This is a genomic window from Hydrogenobacter hydrogenophilus, from assembly GCF_900215655.1.
Taxonomy (GTDB): domain Bacteria; phylum Aquificota; class Aquificia; order Aquificales; family Aquificaceae; genus Hydrogenobacter; species Hydrogenobacter hydrogenophilus.
The window spans coordinates 92,774-106,710 of the sequence record NZ_OBEN01000002.1; the positions used below are offsets into that span (position 1 = coordinate 92,774).

Sequence of the window (13,937 nt, forward strand, 5' to 3'; positions counted from 1 at the left end):
CTCCTCCTGATGCGTTATTATAATACTATAACACCTCTCAATGGGGATATCTGACAATGGGTTTACTTAAACTTGCTCTTTGCGTGCTTTTTTTATTCTGGTTGGTGGCGTGTGGAGGAGGTCAAAAGAGTGTGGACATAGTCCTGAAACTAAACACCTCCATTGCGCCCTATTACACAAAGGTATCAATTAGAGTTTCGGGTGAAGAGTTTGAACCCATAGTGCAGACTAAGGAAGGTATCTTTTATCCGGGAGATAAGGTATCTTTTTCTGTGAGCGTTCCTGAAGGTAGTGAAAGACTTATAGAATCTGCCATATACGATCCTGAGGGTAATCCTGTTTATTACGCAAATAAAACAGTAGACCTGCAAAAAGATACCACCTTAATAATGGACATGAAACCTTCTCAACAGAGTGTTTCCTCTTATGAAGTTTTTGCTGATAAATGGAAGCCAGCAAAAGATGTGGACTTCTACCTTCTGAGTGAAGACCTTTATAGCTTAAACGCAAACTTTTCAACCTCTCAAAGTGAGTCCGCTTACATGGTAGGTTCTTATGTTGCTTACTATGATGGTAAAGGCTGGAGACTTAGGTATCTTCAAGAACCTTCTAATACGGAGCTCTTAATTTACAGAAAGTACAACTTACCATTTAGTCTTCCTGAGGGCATAAGCAGTATGGAGGTTTACGGCTCTTATGAAGGTGTGTTAAGCGCAAAAGATACCTTTTTGAGTGTATCTTCTGAAAAGATGCTCTCAGACGGTACGCTCATCTTCACAGGTTATGCTGATGGACTTTTTTATTCTGTAGCCAAAAACTCTGTGAACTTCCAAAGGGCTTGTCAGGAGGAGGGTGAGTGTAAAGTTTTGGATGTACACTTTACAGGAGAAAAACCTGACGCTTATAGGCTCTTTGGGGAATACGCTGGCATAAGGTTTCCCGTATCGTACCGAGAGCTTTTTGTATACAAACCTTACTTGACTTATTACCTTCAGGTGCTTGGTACTGTAAAAGAACCGTGTGTTATGCGATACAGTACCTTCATCAAGTTGCAGAACTTTACTGGAAGCGCTCTTTTGGAAATGAAACTTAAAAGTATAAACTTTGAAGGTTTAAGTCCTTCTGCAAAGCTCCGTATTTACTCAACGGATGGAAACTTCACAATGGAAGGCTCCTGCGAAAGCTCAGCGAGAGGAGTTATCCAAATACCCTACGAAGGAGAGCTGTATGTAGAAGCAGGATACCCAAACGGTAAAAGAATAGGCGTACGTTTGGCTCCTGGGGATAACAAGGTGTCCTTTCCACAAGCTAACCTTGAGGTATCCAAATACGAGCTTACGGATAAATACATCCTTTTAAAGTTTAAGAAAGACAGTGATCTATTATGGTGTTCTCTCAATCTTTCTCAAGAAGGTACGGAACTTACCGTTGACAGGATTCCTCCGTGGAGAAGCTACATAAAGCTCATAAGGATGTTTGATAAGCTCCCAAACTACACTCTCAGATGCTATTCCAAAGACGGGACCTATTATGTAGAAGTAAGCTCCCAAAAGGTTTTATATTAAATAAAATGAAACTCCTTTACTTTTCCATACTGAGAGAGAGATTGAAAAAGGATCAGGAAGAGATAGATTTTAGCGGTAGTGTGAGAGAACTTAGGCTTGAACTTGTTCGCAGATATCCAGATCTCAAGGACCTTTTGGAGAGAATAAAATTTGCAGTTAACGAAGAGTATGTGAGTGATGACTACCAGCTCAAGGGCAACGAAAGGGTGGCTCTTATACCTCCTGTTAGCGGTGGATAAGAAAGCTCTTATTGTAAGATTATCCTCCTTAGGCGACGTGGTGCTCTCTTCGTGTGTTGTAGAACCTCTCAAAGACATGGGTTATCATCCTCATCTTCTTACTTTTGAACCTTATGGAGATATATTTGAAGATGACAAAAGACTAAGCGTAATACAGGTAAAAAAAGAAGAACTCTTTCAAGAGGATACCCTTAAAAAATTGAAAGGTTTTGATTTATATGTGGACCTTCAGAAAAATCTAAAGACCATTGTCCTTAGGCTTTTTATAAGAGGCTCTTGGAAGAGCTACAACAAGCAGAGCATAAGGAGAAGGTTAGCGGTATATGTTAAAGCCCTCAGAAAACCTTACCACGTAGTAGACGCTTATCTGGAGGCTATCGGTCAGAAGGGATTTAGACCTAACATAGAAGTCTCAGAGGAAAGACTAAGAGCGTGGAAGGAAAAGCTTGGAGATAACTTTGTGTGTATAGCACCTGGTGCCAGGTACAAGAAGAAAAGGTATCCCTATTTTAAACAGGTGGTGGACCTTCTAAAGAAAGAAGGTATTAAGGTGGTTTTGGTAGGAGATGGACAAGACAGGCTTTTGACAGAAGGGTTTGATGGCGTAAATCTGTGTGGTGAACTTTCTCTTGTTGATACTCTTGCAGTTATCAAGCTGGCTCGTGCCTTTGTAGGTAATGATTCTGGGCTTTTACACATGGCAAGGGCGGTAGGCACAAAAGCGGTTCAGATATACGGAGGTACACACCCCACCTTGGGCTTTTCTTTGTATCCAGATGAGGGGATAGTTCTCCTAAAAAACTTAAAGTGTCAACCTTGTGATCCTCACGGAAAAGGCCATTGCAAACTAAAAACTTATGAGTGTTTGCAAATAGAGCCTCAGACAGTAGCATCTGCTCTGCTTACACTAATTAGGTGAGCCTTTCAAGAAGATTGTTAGCTCCGTTGAGCTTTTGGTATGCAGAAGATATGACATAGTAAAGCTGTTCTCCCTCTGCTACTGTAAGGTCATACAGAGTCGCCTTCATATCTTTTAGCACATTGTAAAGGGTCGTGTAGAGAGATGCGTCTAACTTTTTTTCGGGATTAGGGATCTCTCTGTAGATGCTGAGTATGTAATCGCACATACCTTTTATGCTCCTGGCGATGTTGAGCACCTCCTCATCAAAGCTGTACATCTGCAAGACCTCTTGGTACAGATCTTCTATTTCTTTGGCAACGCTTTTAAACAGTAAGTCCTCAAGGTATGCTATATCCATGGCTCAAACCTCAATTATAATTTGAGTCAGATGGAAAAAATTTTCAAGTTATGAGAGAGGGTGTTTGAAAAAGCCCAGAGCATTGACAGAACTTGGTTTCTTAAAACAGCCTTCAAAAGCCTAACAAGCTATAATAATATAGGTGTGATTACCCTTAGCTGTCTTTTGAAGGTAGCAAGCATGGTTAGCTCCTTTTCAGAGTGGAGGGACTACCGAAGTCTTGGAGGACAAAGCTTTGGGAATTATTAAACACTCTGTGAGACCCATAGTGGGACTTCTTACAGACTTTGGCACAAAGGACGGTTTTGTTGGTGCTATGAAAGGAGTCATGTTGTCTATTAACCCAGAGCTTCAACTTGTGGACATAAGCCACCAAGTAGAACCCTTCAATGTGCTTGAGGGAGCGCTTTTGTTGAAAGCTCACTATAGGTACTTTCCAGAAAACACCATCTTTGTATGTGTGGTAGACCCGGGGGTAGGTTCTCAGAGAGAGCCTTTAGCACTAAGGTGCGGTAAGTACTTTTTTGTAGGTCCTCACAACGGCATCTTTGACCTTGCTTTGAAAGATATAAAAGAGAATATCTTTGCTTACAAGATAGAGAGGTTCACCCTGCCAAGAATTAACGAAACCTTTCACGGAAGGGATGTCTTTGCACCTGTAGCGGGACACATTAGCAAAGGTACACCTTTGGAAAATGTAGGTAAAAGGATAGAGTACAAGTTTTTGTTAGATTGGGAAGAGCCAAAACTTTTGGGAAATAAAGTAGTTGGGAAGATTATCTACTTTGACAAGTTTGGCAACTGTATTACCAATATCCCGTGCGGAAACTACATATACGGAGAGTTCAGAGGAAGAAAATTGGATGTTGTTTCTTACTTCCTTCAAAAGAAAGAAAAGGAACCGGCCTTTGTGTGCGGAAGCTTTGGCTACATGGAACTATTTATACCTATGGGCAATGCACAAGCTCTCTTAGAAGTCAAAAGGGGAGAAGAGGTGATTCTTTACACATCTTAACCAATTCTTAACACTTCTTAGGCAGTATATTAGAGCAAGGAGGTAGAAACATGAAGAGAATCCTTATAATCGCCGTGCTATGCACACCTTTTTTGAGTTTTGCGGGCACAAATCATCCTGCACTGGATACTTTGTTAGAACTTTTAACGGAAAAGAACATCATAACACCGGAAGAAGCCATGAAGCTTTCTGAGCAGTTTCGCAAAGATATGGACGAAAGAAACAAAGAGATAGAGAGTATGATACAAAAAGCTGTGGAGAAAAATCTAAGTAAGGAGGTAAAACCATGAAAAAGACTACTTTAGCCCTTCTGACTTTTGGTACCATAACAATAGCCATGGAAATCACGGGAGCTGGAGCTACTTTCCCTCAACCCATCTACACAAGATGGGCTGCAGAGTTTTACAAAGCTACAGGCAACAAAGTAAACTATCAAGGTATAGGTTCTGGTGGTGGTATAAGGCAGATCATAAACAGAACTGTGGATTTTGGAGCCTCTGATGCACCACTGGAGCCAGAAGAACTAAACAAGCACGGTCTTCTGCAGTTTCCAACAGTTATAGGTGCTGTAGTGATAACCTATAACGTTCCTGAACTCGGAAAGACAGTACTGAACTTAGATGCCAAAGCTGTATGTGATGTATACATGGGTAAGATAAAAAAGTGGAATGACCCATACCTAAAACAGCTTAATCCTAATGTGAATCTACCAGACAGGTCCATAGTGGTGGTTCACAGGTCCGATGGCTCTGGTACTACTTGGATATTTACCAACTGGCTTTCCAAGACTTGTCCCGAGTGGAAAGAAAAAATAGGCTATGGTACTTCTGTCAAGTGGCCTACAGGAGTAGGCGGTAAAGGTAACCCCGGTGTTACAAATTATGTCAAAAGATCTCAAGGTGGTATAGGCTATGTGGAGTACATTTATGCAAAAGAAAACAACTTGCCTATGGCAAGGATCAAAAACAGGGAAGGTGTGTTTGTAGAGCCCAGCATCAAAACGGTTCAATCAGCAGCATCATACGCTAAGTGGGACAAATCCAAACACTTTTACCAAGTGCTCACAGACCAACCCGGAAAAAATACCTATCCTATAGCGGGTGCCACCTTCATACTCCTTGCAAAGGATCAACCAGAAAGGTCTAAAAAAGCTACAACTTTCTTCAAGTGGGCTTATCAAAACGGAGACAAATATGCAGAGGAGCTACACTACATACCCATGCCCTCAAATGTGAAGAACATGATATTTGAATACTGGAAGGAACACGGTGTTGCTCCCTGATGATGTTATAATATGCAGATAGTGAGCTCCGTAAAGGACAGAGCCAACAGTATCAAGATACGCGCTGGCAGGGTAGACAAGTTTGTAAAGATTTCCCTTGGCATATGGGCCCTCTTTGTGGGCCTTTTATTTCCTCTTATCGTAATCTTTATACTTTTTAAAGAGTCCAAATTAGCCATAGACACCTTTGGACTACTAAGATTCCTACTTAATCCCAATTGGGATCCTGTAGCTGGTGACTTTGGTGGACTTACCATGGTGGTAGGCACCCTGACAAGCACCTTTCTGGCTATGCTCATAGCCGCTCCCGTTTCTTTAGGTATAGCCATATTTATAACAGAGCTTTCACCTAAGTGGCTAAAACCTATTATATCCACCGCAGTAGAGCTCTTAGCTGCAATACCCAGCATCATATACGGTATGTGGGGTTTCTTGGTACTTGCTCCAGTAATGGGTGATAAAGTAGAACCTTGGCTACAGGATAAACTGAGCCATTTACCTATAATAGGTCAGTTATTTTCTGGCATACCCACTGGGGTAGACGTGTTAACAACGAGTTTGGTGCTATCCATCATGATCATACCCTTCATGGCTTCTGTAGTAAGGGATAGCTTTAATATGGTTCCTTCCATTATGAAGGAGTCTGCGTATGGCCTTGGTGCAACCCAGTGGGAGGTTATAAGACACGTGGTCATACCTTACACGGCAAGTGGCATAGCAGGCGGCCTCATCTTAGCTACTGGTAGAGCCTTAGGTGAGACCATGGCAGTGACCTTTGTTGCTGGAAACAACCCTCAGATACCCAAGTCCTTGTTTGATTCTTTTACCACCATAACTGTAGCTCTTGCCAACCAATTTACCGAAGCGGACACAGGACTGTATTTATCCTCTCTGTACTTGCTGGCATTTATTCTCTTTTTGATCTCTTTCATTCTTCTTGCTGTTGCTAAGTATATGATATTACGCTTAGAAAAGAGGTGGAAGACATGAAGACCTACAGAAAATTTTTAAACTTCTTCATGCTCAGTCTCTCTACCTTTATGGCGGTGTACGGTATATTCTGGCTTTTTTGGATACTATACTCCTTGTTTGTTAACGGCTTTAAGTACCTAAAACCAGAGCTTATATACTTAGATCCTACACCCACAGGCGTAGAGGGAGGTGGTCTAAGACATGCGTTCGTAGGACACCTTATACTTACATCTCTTGGTACGCTTATAGGTGTTCCCATAGGTATAGCTGCAGGCATATTTTTTTCTGAGTATGCGAGACACAGCAGGCTATTTGTAATCTTCAGACAGATAACGGACATAATGGTAAGCACACCTTCTATAGTGATAGGTGCGGTGGTTTATGCCCTTTTGGTAAAGCCTCTTGGACACTTCAATGGTCTTGCCGGTGCAGTTGCTCTTGCATTGCTTATGATACCAGTCATAGCTATAACCACAGATGAGATGTTAAAGCTGGTACCTCAGCAGATGAGAGAGGCAGCATACGCCTTAGGTGCCTATCAGTGGCAGGTTATAAAGAGCGTCATTCTCAGAGCGGCTAAGGTAGGCATACTTACAGGCGTGCTACTAGGAGTAGCCAGGATATCAGGAGAGACCGCTCCCCTTCTATTTACTTCTTTTAACAACGCTTACATGAACCTGAACCTTATGAAACCTATGGCTTCCCTTACCGTTACCATGTTTGATTATGTTATGGGACCCTACCAATACTGGCACGAGCAAGCGTGGGCAGCAGCTTTTGTACTCACCATGGGTGTGCTTCTGCTTTCAATAACAGCTAAACTTGTGTTACACGGAAATCTACTAAGACCCTTAACATACATAGTTCGTTCTTTCACAAGGAGTAAAGACAAGGAGGAGTAAGTAGATGCCCGAAGTTATGACCCTTTTGAAAGAGAGGATGAAGGTAGTAAATCTGAGCTTTTATTACGGAAAAAACCAGGCTCTAAAAAACATAAACATACCCATATACGACAAAAAAATAACCGCACTAATAGGTCCGTCTGGGTGTGGGAAGACCACTTTGTTGAGGTGTTTTAATAGAATGCATGATTTGTATCCGGGAAATAGGTACGAGGGAGATATACTTCTTGATAATAAGAGCATATTTGACAGAGATGTGGATCTTATAGACCTAAGGAGTAGAGTAGGTATGGTGTTTCAAAAGCCTACCCCCTTCCCCATGTCCATATTTGATAATGTAGCTTTTGGACTGAGACTAAAAGGTATAAAAGGAAGCGAGCTAAAGGACAGAGTAGAGCAGGCCTTGAAGGATTCAGCTCTTTGGGATGAAGTAAAAGACAGGTTAAAGGAAAGTGCCTTTTCCCTATCGGGAGGACAACAGCAAAGACTGTGCATAGCAAGAGCTATAGCGGTTGAGCCTGAGGTTCTTCTCTTTGACGAGCCTACCTCAGCACTTGACCCCATATCCACCGCAAAGATAGAGGAACTCATAGTAGAACTCAAAAAGAGGATAACCATAGTCATAGTCACTCACAACATGCAACAGGCTGCAAGAATATCCGATTACACGGGCTTTATGTATCTTGGTGAGCTTATAGAGTTTAACTACACGGAGAAGATATTCACAAAGCCAGATAAAAAGCTCACAGAGGATTACATAACTGGCAGATTTGGATAAGCTATAATTAATATCAGGCGAGGTGCCGGAGTGGACGAACGGGGCGGTCTCGAAAATCGCTGTGGGTTCAAAGCCCACCGGGGGTTCGAATCCCTCCCTCGCCGTAAGGGAAGAAGATGAGTTATTTGGTAAGAGAAATAAAACCTCACTTTGAAAGAAGCATACAGCCAGTATTGACTGTGCTTACAAGAGCGCATATAAATCCCAACACAATAACTCTTCTGGGTTTAGTCCTTGTCATAGTAGGCTCTGTCCTTCTTTACAGGCACATGTACTTTTGGAGTTTTGCATTCCTCGCTTTAGGTGGCCTTGCAGATGCCATAGATGGCTCCCTTGCGCGAAAAAACGGAACTAAAAGCGATTTTGGTGCCTTTTTAGACTCCCTTGTAGACCGATTTTCTGACGCTTCACCTTTCATAGCCATTAGCCTCTCAGCAGAGGAAGATTACTTATCTTTCTTGTCCCTACTTGCTTTGGTATTCTCTTTTGGGGTAAGTTACGCAAAAGCAAGAGCTGAAGGTCTTGGATATACTCTAAATGTGGGAACTTTTGAAAGAACAGAAAGATGGCTAACATTACTTGTAGGGATAGCTCTTAACATGATAGAAATATCTATCCTTGTTATACTTTTTGGTTCTCTTATAACGGTACTTCAGAGAGTTTTTGCCTTCAAAAGACAGTTAAAATAGTAGTATGAAACTCCTTGCACCTTCTGTGCTTTCTGCAGACTTTTGGAAATTGGGTGAGCAAATAGAGGCGGTAGTAAGAGGTGGTGCGGACCTTATACACCTTGATGTGATGGATGGGCATTTTGTTCCCAACATAACCTTTGGTCCTGTCCTCGTAGAAAGCATAAGAAGACACTGTAAACTACCCTTAGATGTACATCTCATGATAGAAAATGCGGATAGATACATACCTGAGTTTGTAAGGGCAGGAGCCAATTGGGTAAGTGTGCACATAGAGAACAACCCACACATCCACAGGACATTACAACTGATAAAAGACCTGGGTGCCAAAGCAGGTGTGGTAATAAACCCGGGAACTTCTCTGTATGCTATAGAGGAGGCCCTTCATTATGCAGATTTTGTCTTGCTTATGTCTGTGAATCCAGGTTTTGGTGGACAGAAGTTTATAGAGAGATCCATAGACAGGCTTAAAAAACTCAGGCAGATGGTCAACAGCATAAATCCCAATATCCTTATAGAGATTGACGGCGGTATAAAGGAAGAGAACATAAAGCAGGTAGCACTTGCTGGAGCGGATGTGTTTGTAATAGGCTCGGGTATATTCTCCTATGAGAATATAGAAGAGCAGACAAGAAGGATAAAGGAAAAACTCATCTCCTTAGAGGCAGTGTAAGTTTTTGCAGATCAAACACATTGAAGGTCAAAAATACCTCCTTTATGTACTTCTTCCTGTTGCCATCGTAGTTATCTTTTAAAAGCAAGCCAAAACTCCAACACGCACCCGCGTAATCTAACCTTATCTGCCTCAAAAGATCCTTGTTGCTCCTGTTATCGTGTATTAGCCCAAAGGTCATGGTTATGTTTTTGTAAGAAGAATTTGCGGAAATAAGGAGTTGGTCATTGAGTCTGTTTCCCGAAATATCTTTTGACTGCACATAACCTAAGGTAATATTAGATGGTTTTAAATAAATGTTAAGATAAGTAGTGTTATTTAAGATCTGAGTATGATTTGGATCGTAAAGAACGTCGCTGTTTAAATTCACAAAAGGGAAAGGGAATAACGAAATTATGCTTCTTACGGGAACAAATTTTTTATTTATCTGTTGTCCACCAAAAGAAAAGCTCTCCAAGAAGCTATATCCTCCTTCTAAGTACCAGCTCAAAACCTGTCTTCCTTTGTAAAAGGTGTAGTTTCTGAAGGTAAGCCTGAGGGTATTCTCTTTATCTATGCTGTCAAGGTTGTCAAATCTTGGATTGTTATAACCCTTTGGTCTGTAGCTGTAGGAAAGTTCCAAAACATTTTTAAGGTCTAAGTCTTTCCACTTTTTATCAAAGAAAAAAGGTAAGCGCTCGCTCAGGTGAACAGTGGAAAAGCTTTTGTCTGTGTTGGATAAGTTAGATGAAAAATAAAAACCTTCTTCAAAAGTCAAAGTAGAGTATATAACTCTGCCAAATACATTCAGTGGAAGAGCTATTTGAGGAAATAACAACACTCTGTGGGCTCTTGGTCCTACTTCTCTATAAAAGTTAGTGTAATTGAAGGTTGCATTAAAGTAAAGTTTTCCAAAAAGCTGTCTGTCTTTGTAATACAAACCTATCTCTGGCAATCTTTGAAGTGTTTGCTTGTTGTTTGGCGAAGTAGTGTCGTAAAATCTCTCCGCATTGAAGTTAAATAAAATGCTATCAGTATCCTTAGTGTAAGAAATGTAAGATGTTAAGTAAGGAATAGTCTTGTCTTTGGTGTGTAAATAAACATCCTGAAGAAAGTAAGGGTCAGATGCTGTATCAAGCCCGGCTTTTAAATTACCAAGATCTAAGTCAAACTTTATCCTGTATCTGTTTTCCCTAAAAGTGCTAAGGTCTCTTCCTTCCCACCACCTGCCGGGAGGAGTAGGCTCTTTGTATAGGCTTACATCTGCGTACACATCTTTCTTTTTTGATATAGCCTGCCTGTATTCCAGAGAAAGCCCCGATGCTTGCTTATCTCTGATGTCAAGGGTAAGAGTGGCGTCTTTGTCTTGTGATATAGCCCAGTATATGGGTTGCTGGTATATAAAAGTGTTGTATGTATTGGAGCCTATAACAGGAGGTAAGAGTCCCGAGCGCCTATCACCTACAGGAAATACAGAAAAAGGTAAGTAAGCAATAGGGAGCTTAAAAAGCCTCAGTGAGTTATTGTAAGAAAACACATACTTTTCAGTCACTTTGGCATGGGAGAAACATAGTGTCATCTCCTTTCTGCTTGGTGGGCATGTGGTTATGTCTCCTTTCTCAACATAATAAACTTCTTTATCTTTATCTACTCGCTGTGCAGTAATGTAAAACTTTTCAAACCGTCCGTTAGTATCCAAAAAATATCCCGTGTCCTCTCTAAGGTTCAAAAAAGCAATCCTGCCCCACGCCTCAATCCTACCATCAAAGGACTTAACGTAAACATTTCCTTCAGCATAAACCTCCTTAGTTTCCGGATTATACCTAACATAATCTGCCTCTAAGTAGTATTTTTCGTAATAAGCCTGTACACGACCTTTCGCTATGAGCGTTTTGTCAGGCAACCTTTCAAGGTAGTCAGAAAATATCTCTGCAGAAAAGGCAAAGGATGTGCATAATGCGAGAATAATCCCCGTCCTTAACACTTGAATATTATACGCTACGGTCTAAATTTAAAAAACGATTGATATTCTTATTGTATTATGGTAGAATATCAACATATGAGGTGAAAAAAATGGTAGAGGTGCTTTCTGAAGATAAGTTAGAAGCTTGGGCAGAATTTTTGAAAGCTCTGGCGCATCCTATAAGGCTCAGGATCATCTCAGTACTTATTGAAGGCAGACAGTGTGTAAAAAACCTGAGTGAGCTTTTGAACACTTCACAACCTAATGTATCTCAACACCTTAGTGTCTTGAGAAGTAAAGGTATAGTAGGTTGTAAGAGAGATGGTTCCATAGTGTGCTACTATATCAAAGATGAAAGAGTGTTAGAGATCTACAAAATTCTCAGTAAGGAGGTTTAGAATGGGTGTGATAGTACTTAATGAGAGCAACTGGCATACTGAAGTGATAAACTCTGACAAGCCAGTTGTAGTGGACTTTTGGGCACCTTGGTGTGGTCCTTGTAGGATCATAGCACCCATTATAGAAGAACTTGCTATGGAACTGGGCGACAAAGTTAAGTTTGGTAAGCTAAACACAGATGAAAACCCAAACATAGCCATGCAGTACGGTATAAGAGCTATACCTACCATAATGCTTTTCTATAAGGGTGAGGTGGCGGACACAAGAATAGGGGTCCAGCCTAAGGAAGCTCTCAAGCAGATGATACTTAGTCACATCTGATGGTGGAGATCTCCGAAGACATCCTTTACGACTGCATCATCGTAGGTGGTGGTCCTGCGGGTCTTACCGCAGGTCTTTACTGTGCGAGGGCAAAACTAAATACCCTTCTGCTTGAAAAGGGGACCATAGGCGGACAGATAGCCATAACAGACCTTGTAGAAAACTATCCGGGATTTCCAGAAGGTATAAGCGGTAAAGAGCTATCTTTGAGGTTCAAAGCTCAAGCAGAAAGATTTGGGCTAAAAGTGGTCAAAGCGGAAGCGGTAAAGTTAGAGAAGGAAGGTAAGGAGATATTTATTCATCTGAGAAATGATCAGTTAATTAGAGCAAAAACCGTTATTATAGCATCAGGCTCTAATCCAAGAAGGCTTGGGGTTCCGGGAGAAAGCGAATTTTTAAACAGAGGAGTGTCTTACTGTGCCACCTGTGATGGAGCTCTCTTTGAAGGCTCTCCTATAGCGGTTATTGGTGGTGGTGATTCTGCAACACAAGAAGCTCTTTTTCTCACAAGGTTTGGTAGCGTAGTTTATCTCATACACAGAAGGGATACATTAAGAGCGCAAAAACACCTGCAGGAAAAAGTCTTTTCCAATCCTAAGATAAGGTTTATTCCTGATACTGTGGTGGAGGAAATAAAAGGAAACCATGCTGTTGAAAAACTTATACTCAAGAACACAAAAACGGGTCAAATGTCTGAGTTAGCGGTGGAAGGTGTGTTCATATTCATAGGTTTGGAACCCAACACAGGCTTTTTGAAAGGTTTCGTTGAGCTTGACGAGAATGGGTATGTGATAACTGATGAGAGGATGAGAACTAATGTAGAGGGAGTGTTTGCGGCAGGAGATTGTAGAAAGGGCTCAACGGGTCAGGTAGCTGTTGCGGTAGGTGAGGGATGTATTGCAGCTATAGAAGCGGAAAAGTATATAGAGCATAACTTTTAACTTATGGAAAAACCTAAGACACCCTTTCTTGCAGTAGATGGCATAGTAAGGCTTTGGGAAGGAAATTTTTTCAAAGGTATAGTGCTCATAGAGAGGTTATATCCACCTTACGGATTTGCCCTGCCAGGTGGGTTTGTGGAGATAGGGGAAACTGTAGAACAAGCTATACTCAGGGAGGTAAAAGAAGAGACTAGTCTGGATGCAAACATAAAAAGATTATTTGGAGTTTATTCTCACCCCGAACGAGATCCCAGATTTCATGTAGTGTCGTTGGTCTTCCTTCTTGATGCGTGGGGCAAACCCCATGCGAGCAGTGATGCCAAGAAGGTTTATGTCGTAAAACTTGAGGATATACCCTTTGAAAAATTAGTTTTTGACCACAAGCAGATACTTTTGGACTTCATTAGGAGTTAGGTAGTAATTTAAAAAATAAAGGAGGAAAATAAAGTCATGAAAAGCTTTATACTATCCCTTCTTAGCTTTTTAGGCATAGCATCTACAGGGAAACCTATAAAAGAAGGTCAGCCTGCTTACAAATTTGCTCTTTACTCGGATGCAGGAAAGATAGAAAGATTAGAAAATTATATTGGTAAATGGGTGGTGCTCTACTTTTACCCTAAGGCAGACACTCCCGGATGCACTACGCAGGCAAAGGAATACACAAAACTTATGCCAGCTTTTGAGAAAGCTAACACCAAAGTTTTTGGTATAAGTACAGATAGTTTAGAAGCCATAAGGAAGTTTAAAGAAAAGTACCAACTGAGAGTCACCTTTCTTTCAGATCCTAAGGGACAAGTGGCAAGGGCATACGGTATTACGGTTATAGCAGGTTTCTGTTCCAGAGACACAATAATAGTAAACCCGCAAGGTATTGTAGAGAAAATCTACAGGGGAGTAGACCCTGCCTCTGACCCTCATCAGGTGCTTCAATATATAACATCCAGATAAGCTAAAATGATA

Annotated in this window: 18 protein-coding genes and 1 tRNA gene; 17 read left to right on the top strand and 2 right to left on the bottom strand. The window is 41.2% G+C overall.

Annotated features, from left to right (window positions below; all coding sequences use genetic code 11):
- Nucleotides 1–56 precede the first annotated feature (56 nt).
- From CP948_RS03180 to CP948_RS03190, 3 genes are read left to right on the top strand one after another with little or no spacing between them, the layout of a single operon-like run.
- Nucleotides 57–1,565, top strand: a complete 1,509-nt coding sequence (locus tag CP948_RS03180) for a hypothetical protein (protein WP_245810067.1) — start codon at nucleotides 57–59, stop codon at nucleotides 1,563–1,565.
- Between the two features lie 5 nt (nucleotides 1,566–1,570).
- On the top strand, nucleotides 1,571–1,804 hold the full coding sequence (locus CP948_RS03185) for a MoaD/ThiS family protein (protein WP_096601033.1): 234 nt from the start codon (nucleotides 1,571–1,573) through the stop codon (nucleotides 1,802–1,804).
- Nucleotides 1,743–2,723, top strand: coding sequence for a glycosyltransferase family 9 protein (locus CP948_RS03190; protein ID WP_245810068.1), 981 nt, complete (start codon nucleotides 1,743–1,745; stop codon nucleotides 2,721–2,723). Before CP948_RS03185 ends, CP948_RS03190 begins: the two co-directional genes overlap by 62 nt.
- Here CP948_RS03190 and CP948_RS03195 read toward each other — a convergent pair.
- Nucleotides 2,716–3,063 carry a hypothetical protein gene (locus CP948_RS03195; RefSeq protein WP_096601037.1) on the bottom strand — a complete coding sequence of 116 codons (348 nt, stop codon included), beginning with the start codon at nucleotides 3,061–3,063 and terminating at the stop codon, nucleotides 2,716–2,718. The genes CP948_RS03190 and CP948_RS03195 overlap by 8 nt on opposite strands.
- A gap of 220 nt (nucleotides 3,064–3,283) precedes the next feature.
- Between CP948_RS03195 and CP948_RS03200 the strand changes: the two genes are divergently transcribed.
- The 9 genes from CP948_RS03200 to rpe all read left to right on the top strand — a co-directional run bounded on the left by CP948_RS03200 (nucleotide 3,284) and on the right by rpe (nucleotide 9,374).
- Nucleotides 3,284–4,078: an SAM hydrolase/SAM-dependent halogenase family protein gene (locus CP948_RS03200; protein ID WP_274536691.1), complete on the top strand. Its 795-nt coding sequence runs from the start codon at nucleotides 3,284–3,286 to the stop codon at nucleotides 4,076–4,078.
- A gap of 50 nt (nucleotides 4,079–4,128) precedes the next feature.
- Nucleotides 4,129–4,368, top strand: coding sequence for a hypothetical protein (locus tag CP948_RS03205; RefSeq protein ID WP_096601040.1), 240 nt, complete (start codon nucleotides 4,129–4,131; stop codon nucleotides 4,366–4,368).
- Nucleotides 4,365–5,360 (top strand): phosphate ABC transporter substrate-binding protein PstS, encoded by a 996-nt coding sequence (gene pstS, locus CP948_RS03210; RefSeq protein ID WP_096601042.1) that lies wholly within the window; start codon nucleotides 4,365–4,367, stop codon nucleotides 5,358–5,360. The genes CP948_RS03205 and pstS overlap by 4 nt, the downstream gene beginning before the upstream one ends.
- A gap of 12 nt (nucleotides 5,361–5,372) precedes the next feature.
- Nucleotides 5,373–6,350, top strand: a complete 978-nt coding sequence (pstC, locus tag CP948_RS03215; protein ID WP_096601044.1) for a phosphate ABC transporter permease subunit PstC — start codon at nucleotides 5,373–5,375, stop codon at nucleotides 6,348–6,350.
- Complete coding sequence (gene pstA / locus CP948_RS03220; RefSeq protein ID WP_096601046.1) at nucleotides 6,347–7,234, top strand: phosphate ABC transporter permease PstA; 888 nt, start codon at nucleotides 6,347–6,349, stop codon at nucleotides 7,232–7,234. The genes pstC and pstA overlap by 4 nt, the downstream gene beginning before the upstream one ends.
- A gap of 4 nt (nucleotides 7,235–7,238) precedes the next feature.
- On the top strand, nucleotides 7,239–8,012 hold the full coding sequence (gene pstB / locus CP948_RS03225; RefSeq protein WP_096601048.1) for a phosphate ABC transporter ATP-binding protein PstB: 774 nt from the start codon (nucleotides 7,239–7,241) through the stop codon (nucleotides 8,010–8,012).
- 16 nt (nucleotides 8,013–8,028) lie between these two features.
- A tRNA-Ser gene (locus tag CP948_RS03230) sits at nucleotides 8,029–8,116 on the top strand.
- 12 nt (nucleotides 8,117–8,128) lie between these two features.
- Nucleotides 8,129–8,701 (top strand): CDP-alcohol phosphatidyltransferase family protein, encoded by a 573-nt coding sequence (locus CP948_RS03235; protein ID WP_096601050.1) that lies wholly within the window; start codon nucleotides 8,129–8,131, stop codon nucleotides 8,699–8,701.
- 4 nt (nucleotides 8,702–8,705) lie between these two features.
- Nucleotides 8,706–9,374: a ribulose-phosphate 3-epimerase gene (rpe, locus tag CP948_RS03240; RefSeq protein WP_096601052.1), complete on the top strand. Its 669-nt coding sequence runs from the start codon at nucleotides 8,706–8,708 to the stop codon at nucleotides 9,372–9,374.
- On the opposite strand, the gene CP948_RS03245 is transcribed toward rpe, so the two are convergent.
- Complete coding sequence (locus tag CP948_RS03245; RefSeq protein WP_096601054.1) at nucleotides 9,352–11,337, bottom strand: LPS-assembly protein LptD; 1,986 nt, start codon at nucleotides 11,335–11,337, stop codon at nucleotides 9,352–9,354. The genes rpe and CP948_RS03245 overlap by 23 nt on opposite strands.
- Nucleotides 11,338–11,426: 89 nt before the next feature.
- Between CP948_RS03245 and CP948_RS03250 the strand changes: the two genes are divergently transcribed.
- The 5 genes from CP948_RS03250 to CP948_RS03270 are packed head-to-tail and all read left to right on the top strand — an operon-like array spanning nucleotide 11,427 to nucleotide 13,925.
- Nucleotides 11,427–11,714 carry an ArsR/SmtB family transcription factor gene (locus tag CP948_RS03250; protein ID WP_096601056.1) on the top strand — a complete coding sequence of 96 codons (288 nt, stop codon included), beginning with the start codon at nucleotides 11,427–11,429 and terminating at the stop codon, nucleotides 11,712–11,714.
- A gap of 1 nt (nucleotide 11,715) precedes the next feature.
- Nucleotides 11,716–12,036 carry a thioredoxin gene (gene trxA / locus CP948_RS03255; protein ID WP_096601058.1) on the top strand — a complete coding sequence of 107 codons (321 nt, stop codon included), beginning with the start codon at nucleotides 11,716–11,718 and terminating at the stop codon, nucleotides 12,034–12,036.
- Nucleotides 12,036–12,977 (top strand): thioredoxin-disulfide reductase, encoded by a 942-nt coding sequence (gene trxB, locus CP948_RS03260; protein ID WP_096601060.1) that lies wholly within the window; start codon nucleotides 12,036–12,038, stop codon nucleotides 12,975–12,977. Before trxA ends, trxB begins: the two co-directional genes overlap by 1 nt.
- 3 nt (nucleotides 12,978–12,980) lie before the next feature.
- Nucleotides 12,981–13,391: an NUDIX domain-containing protein gene (locus CP948_RS03265; RefSeq protein ID WP_096601062.1), complete on the top strand. Its 411-nt coding sequence runs from the start codon at nucleotides 12,981–12,983 to the stop codon at nucleotides 13,389–13,391.
- Between the two features lie 36 nt (nucleotides 13,392–13,427).
- Nucleotides 13,428–13,925: a peroxiredoxin gene (locus tag CP948_RS03270; protein WP_096601064.1), complete on the top strand. Its 498-nt coding sequence runs from the start codon at nucleotides 13,428–13,430 to the stop codon at nucleotides 13,923–13,925.
- Nucleotides 13,926–13,937: the final 12 nt, after the last annotated feature.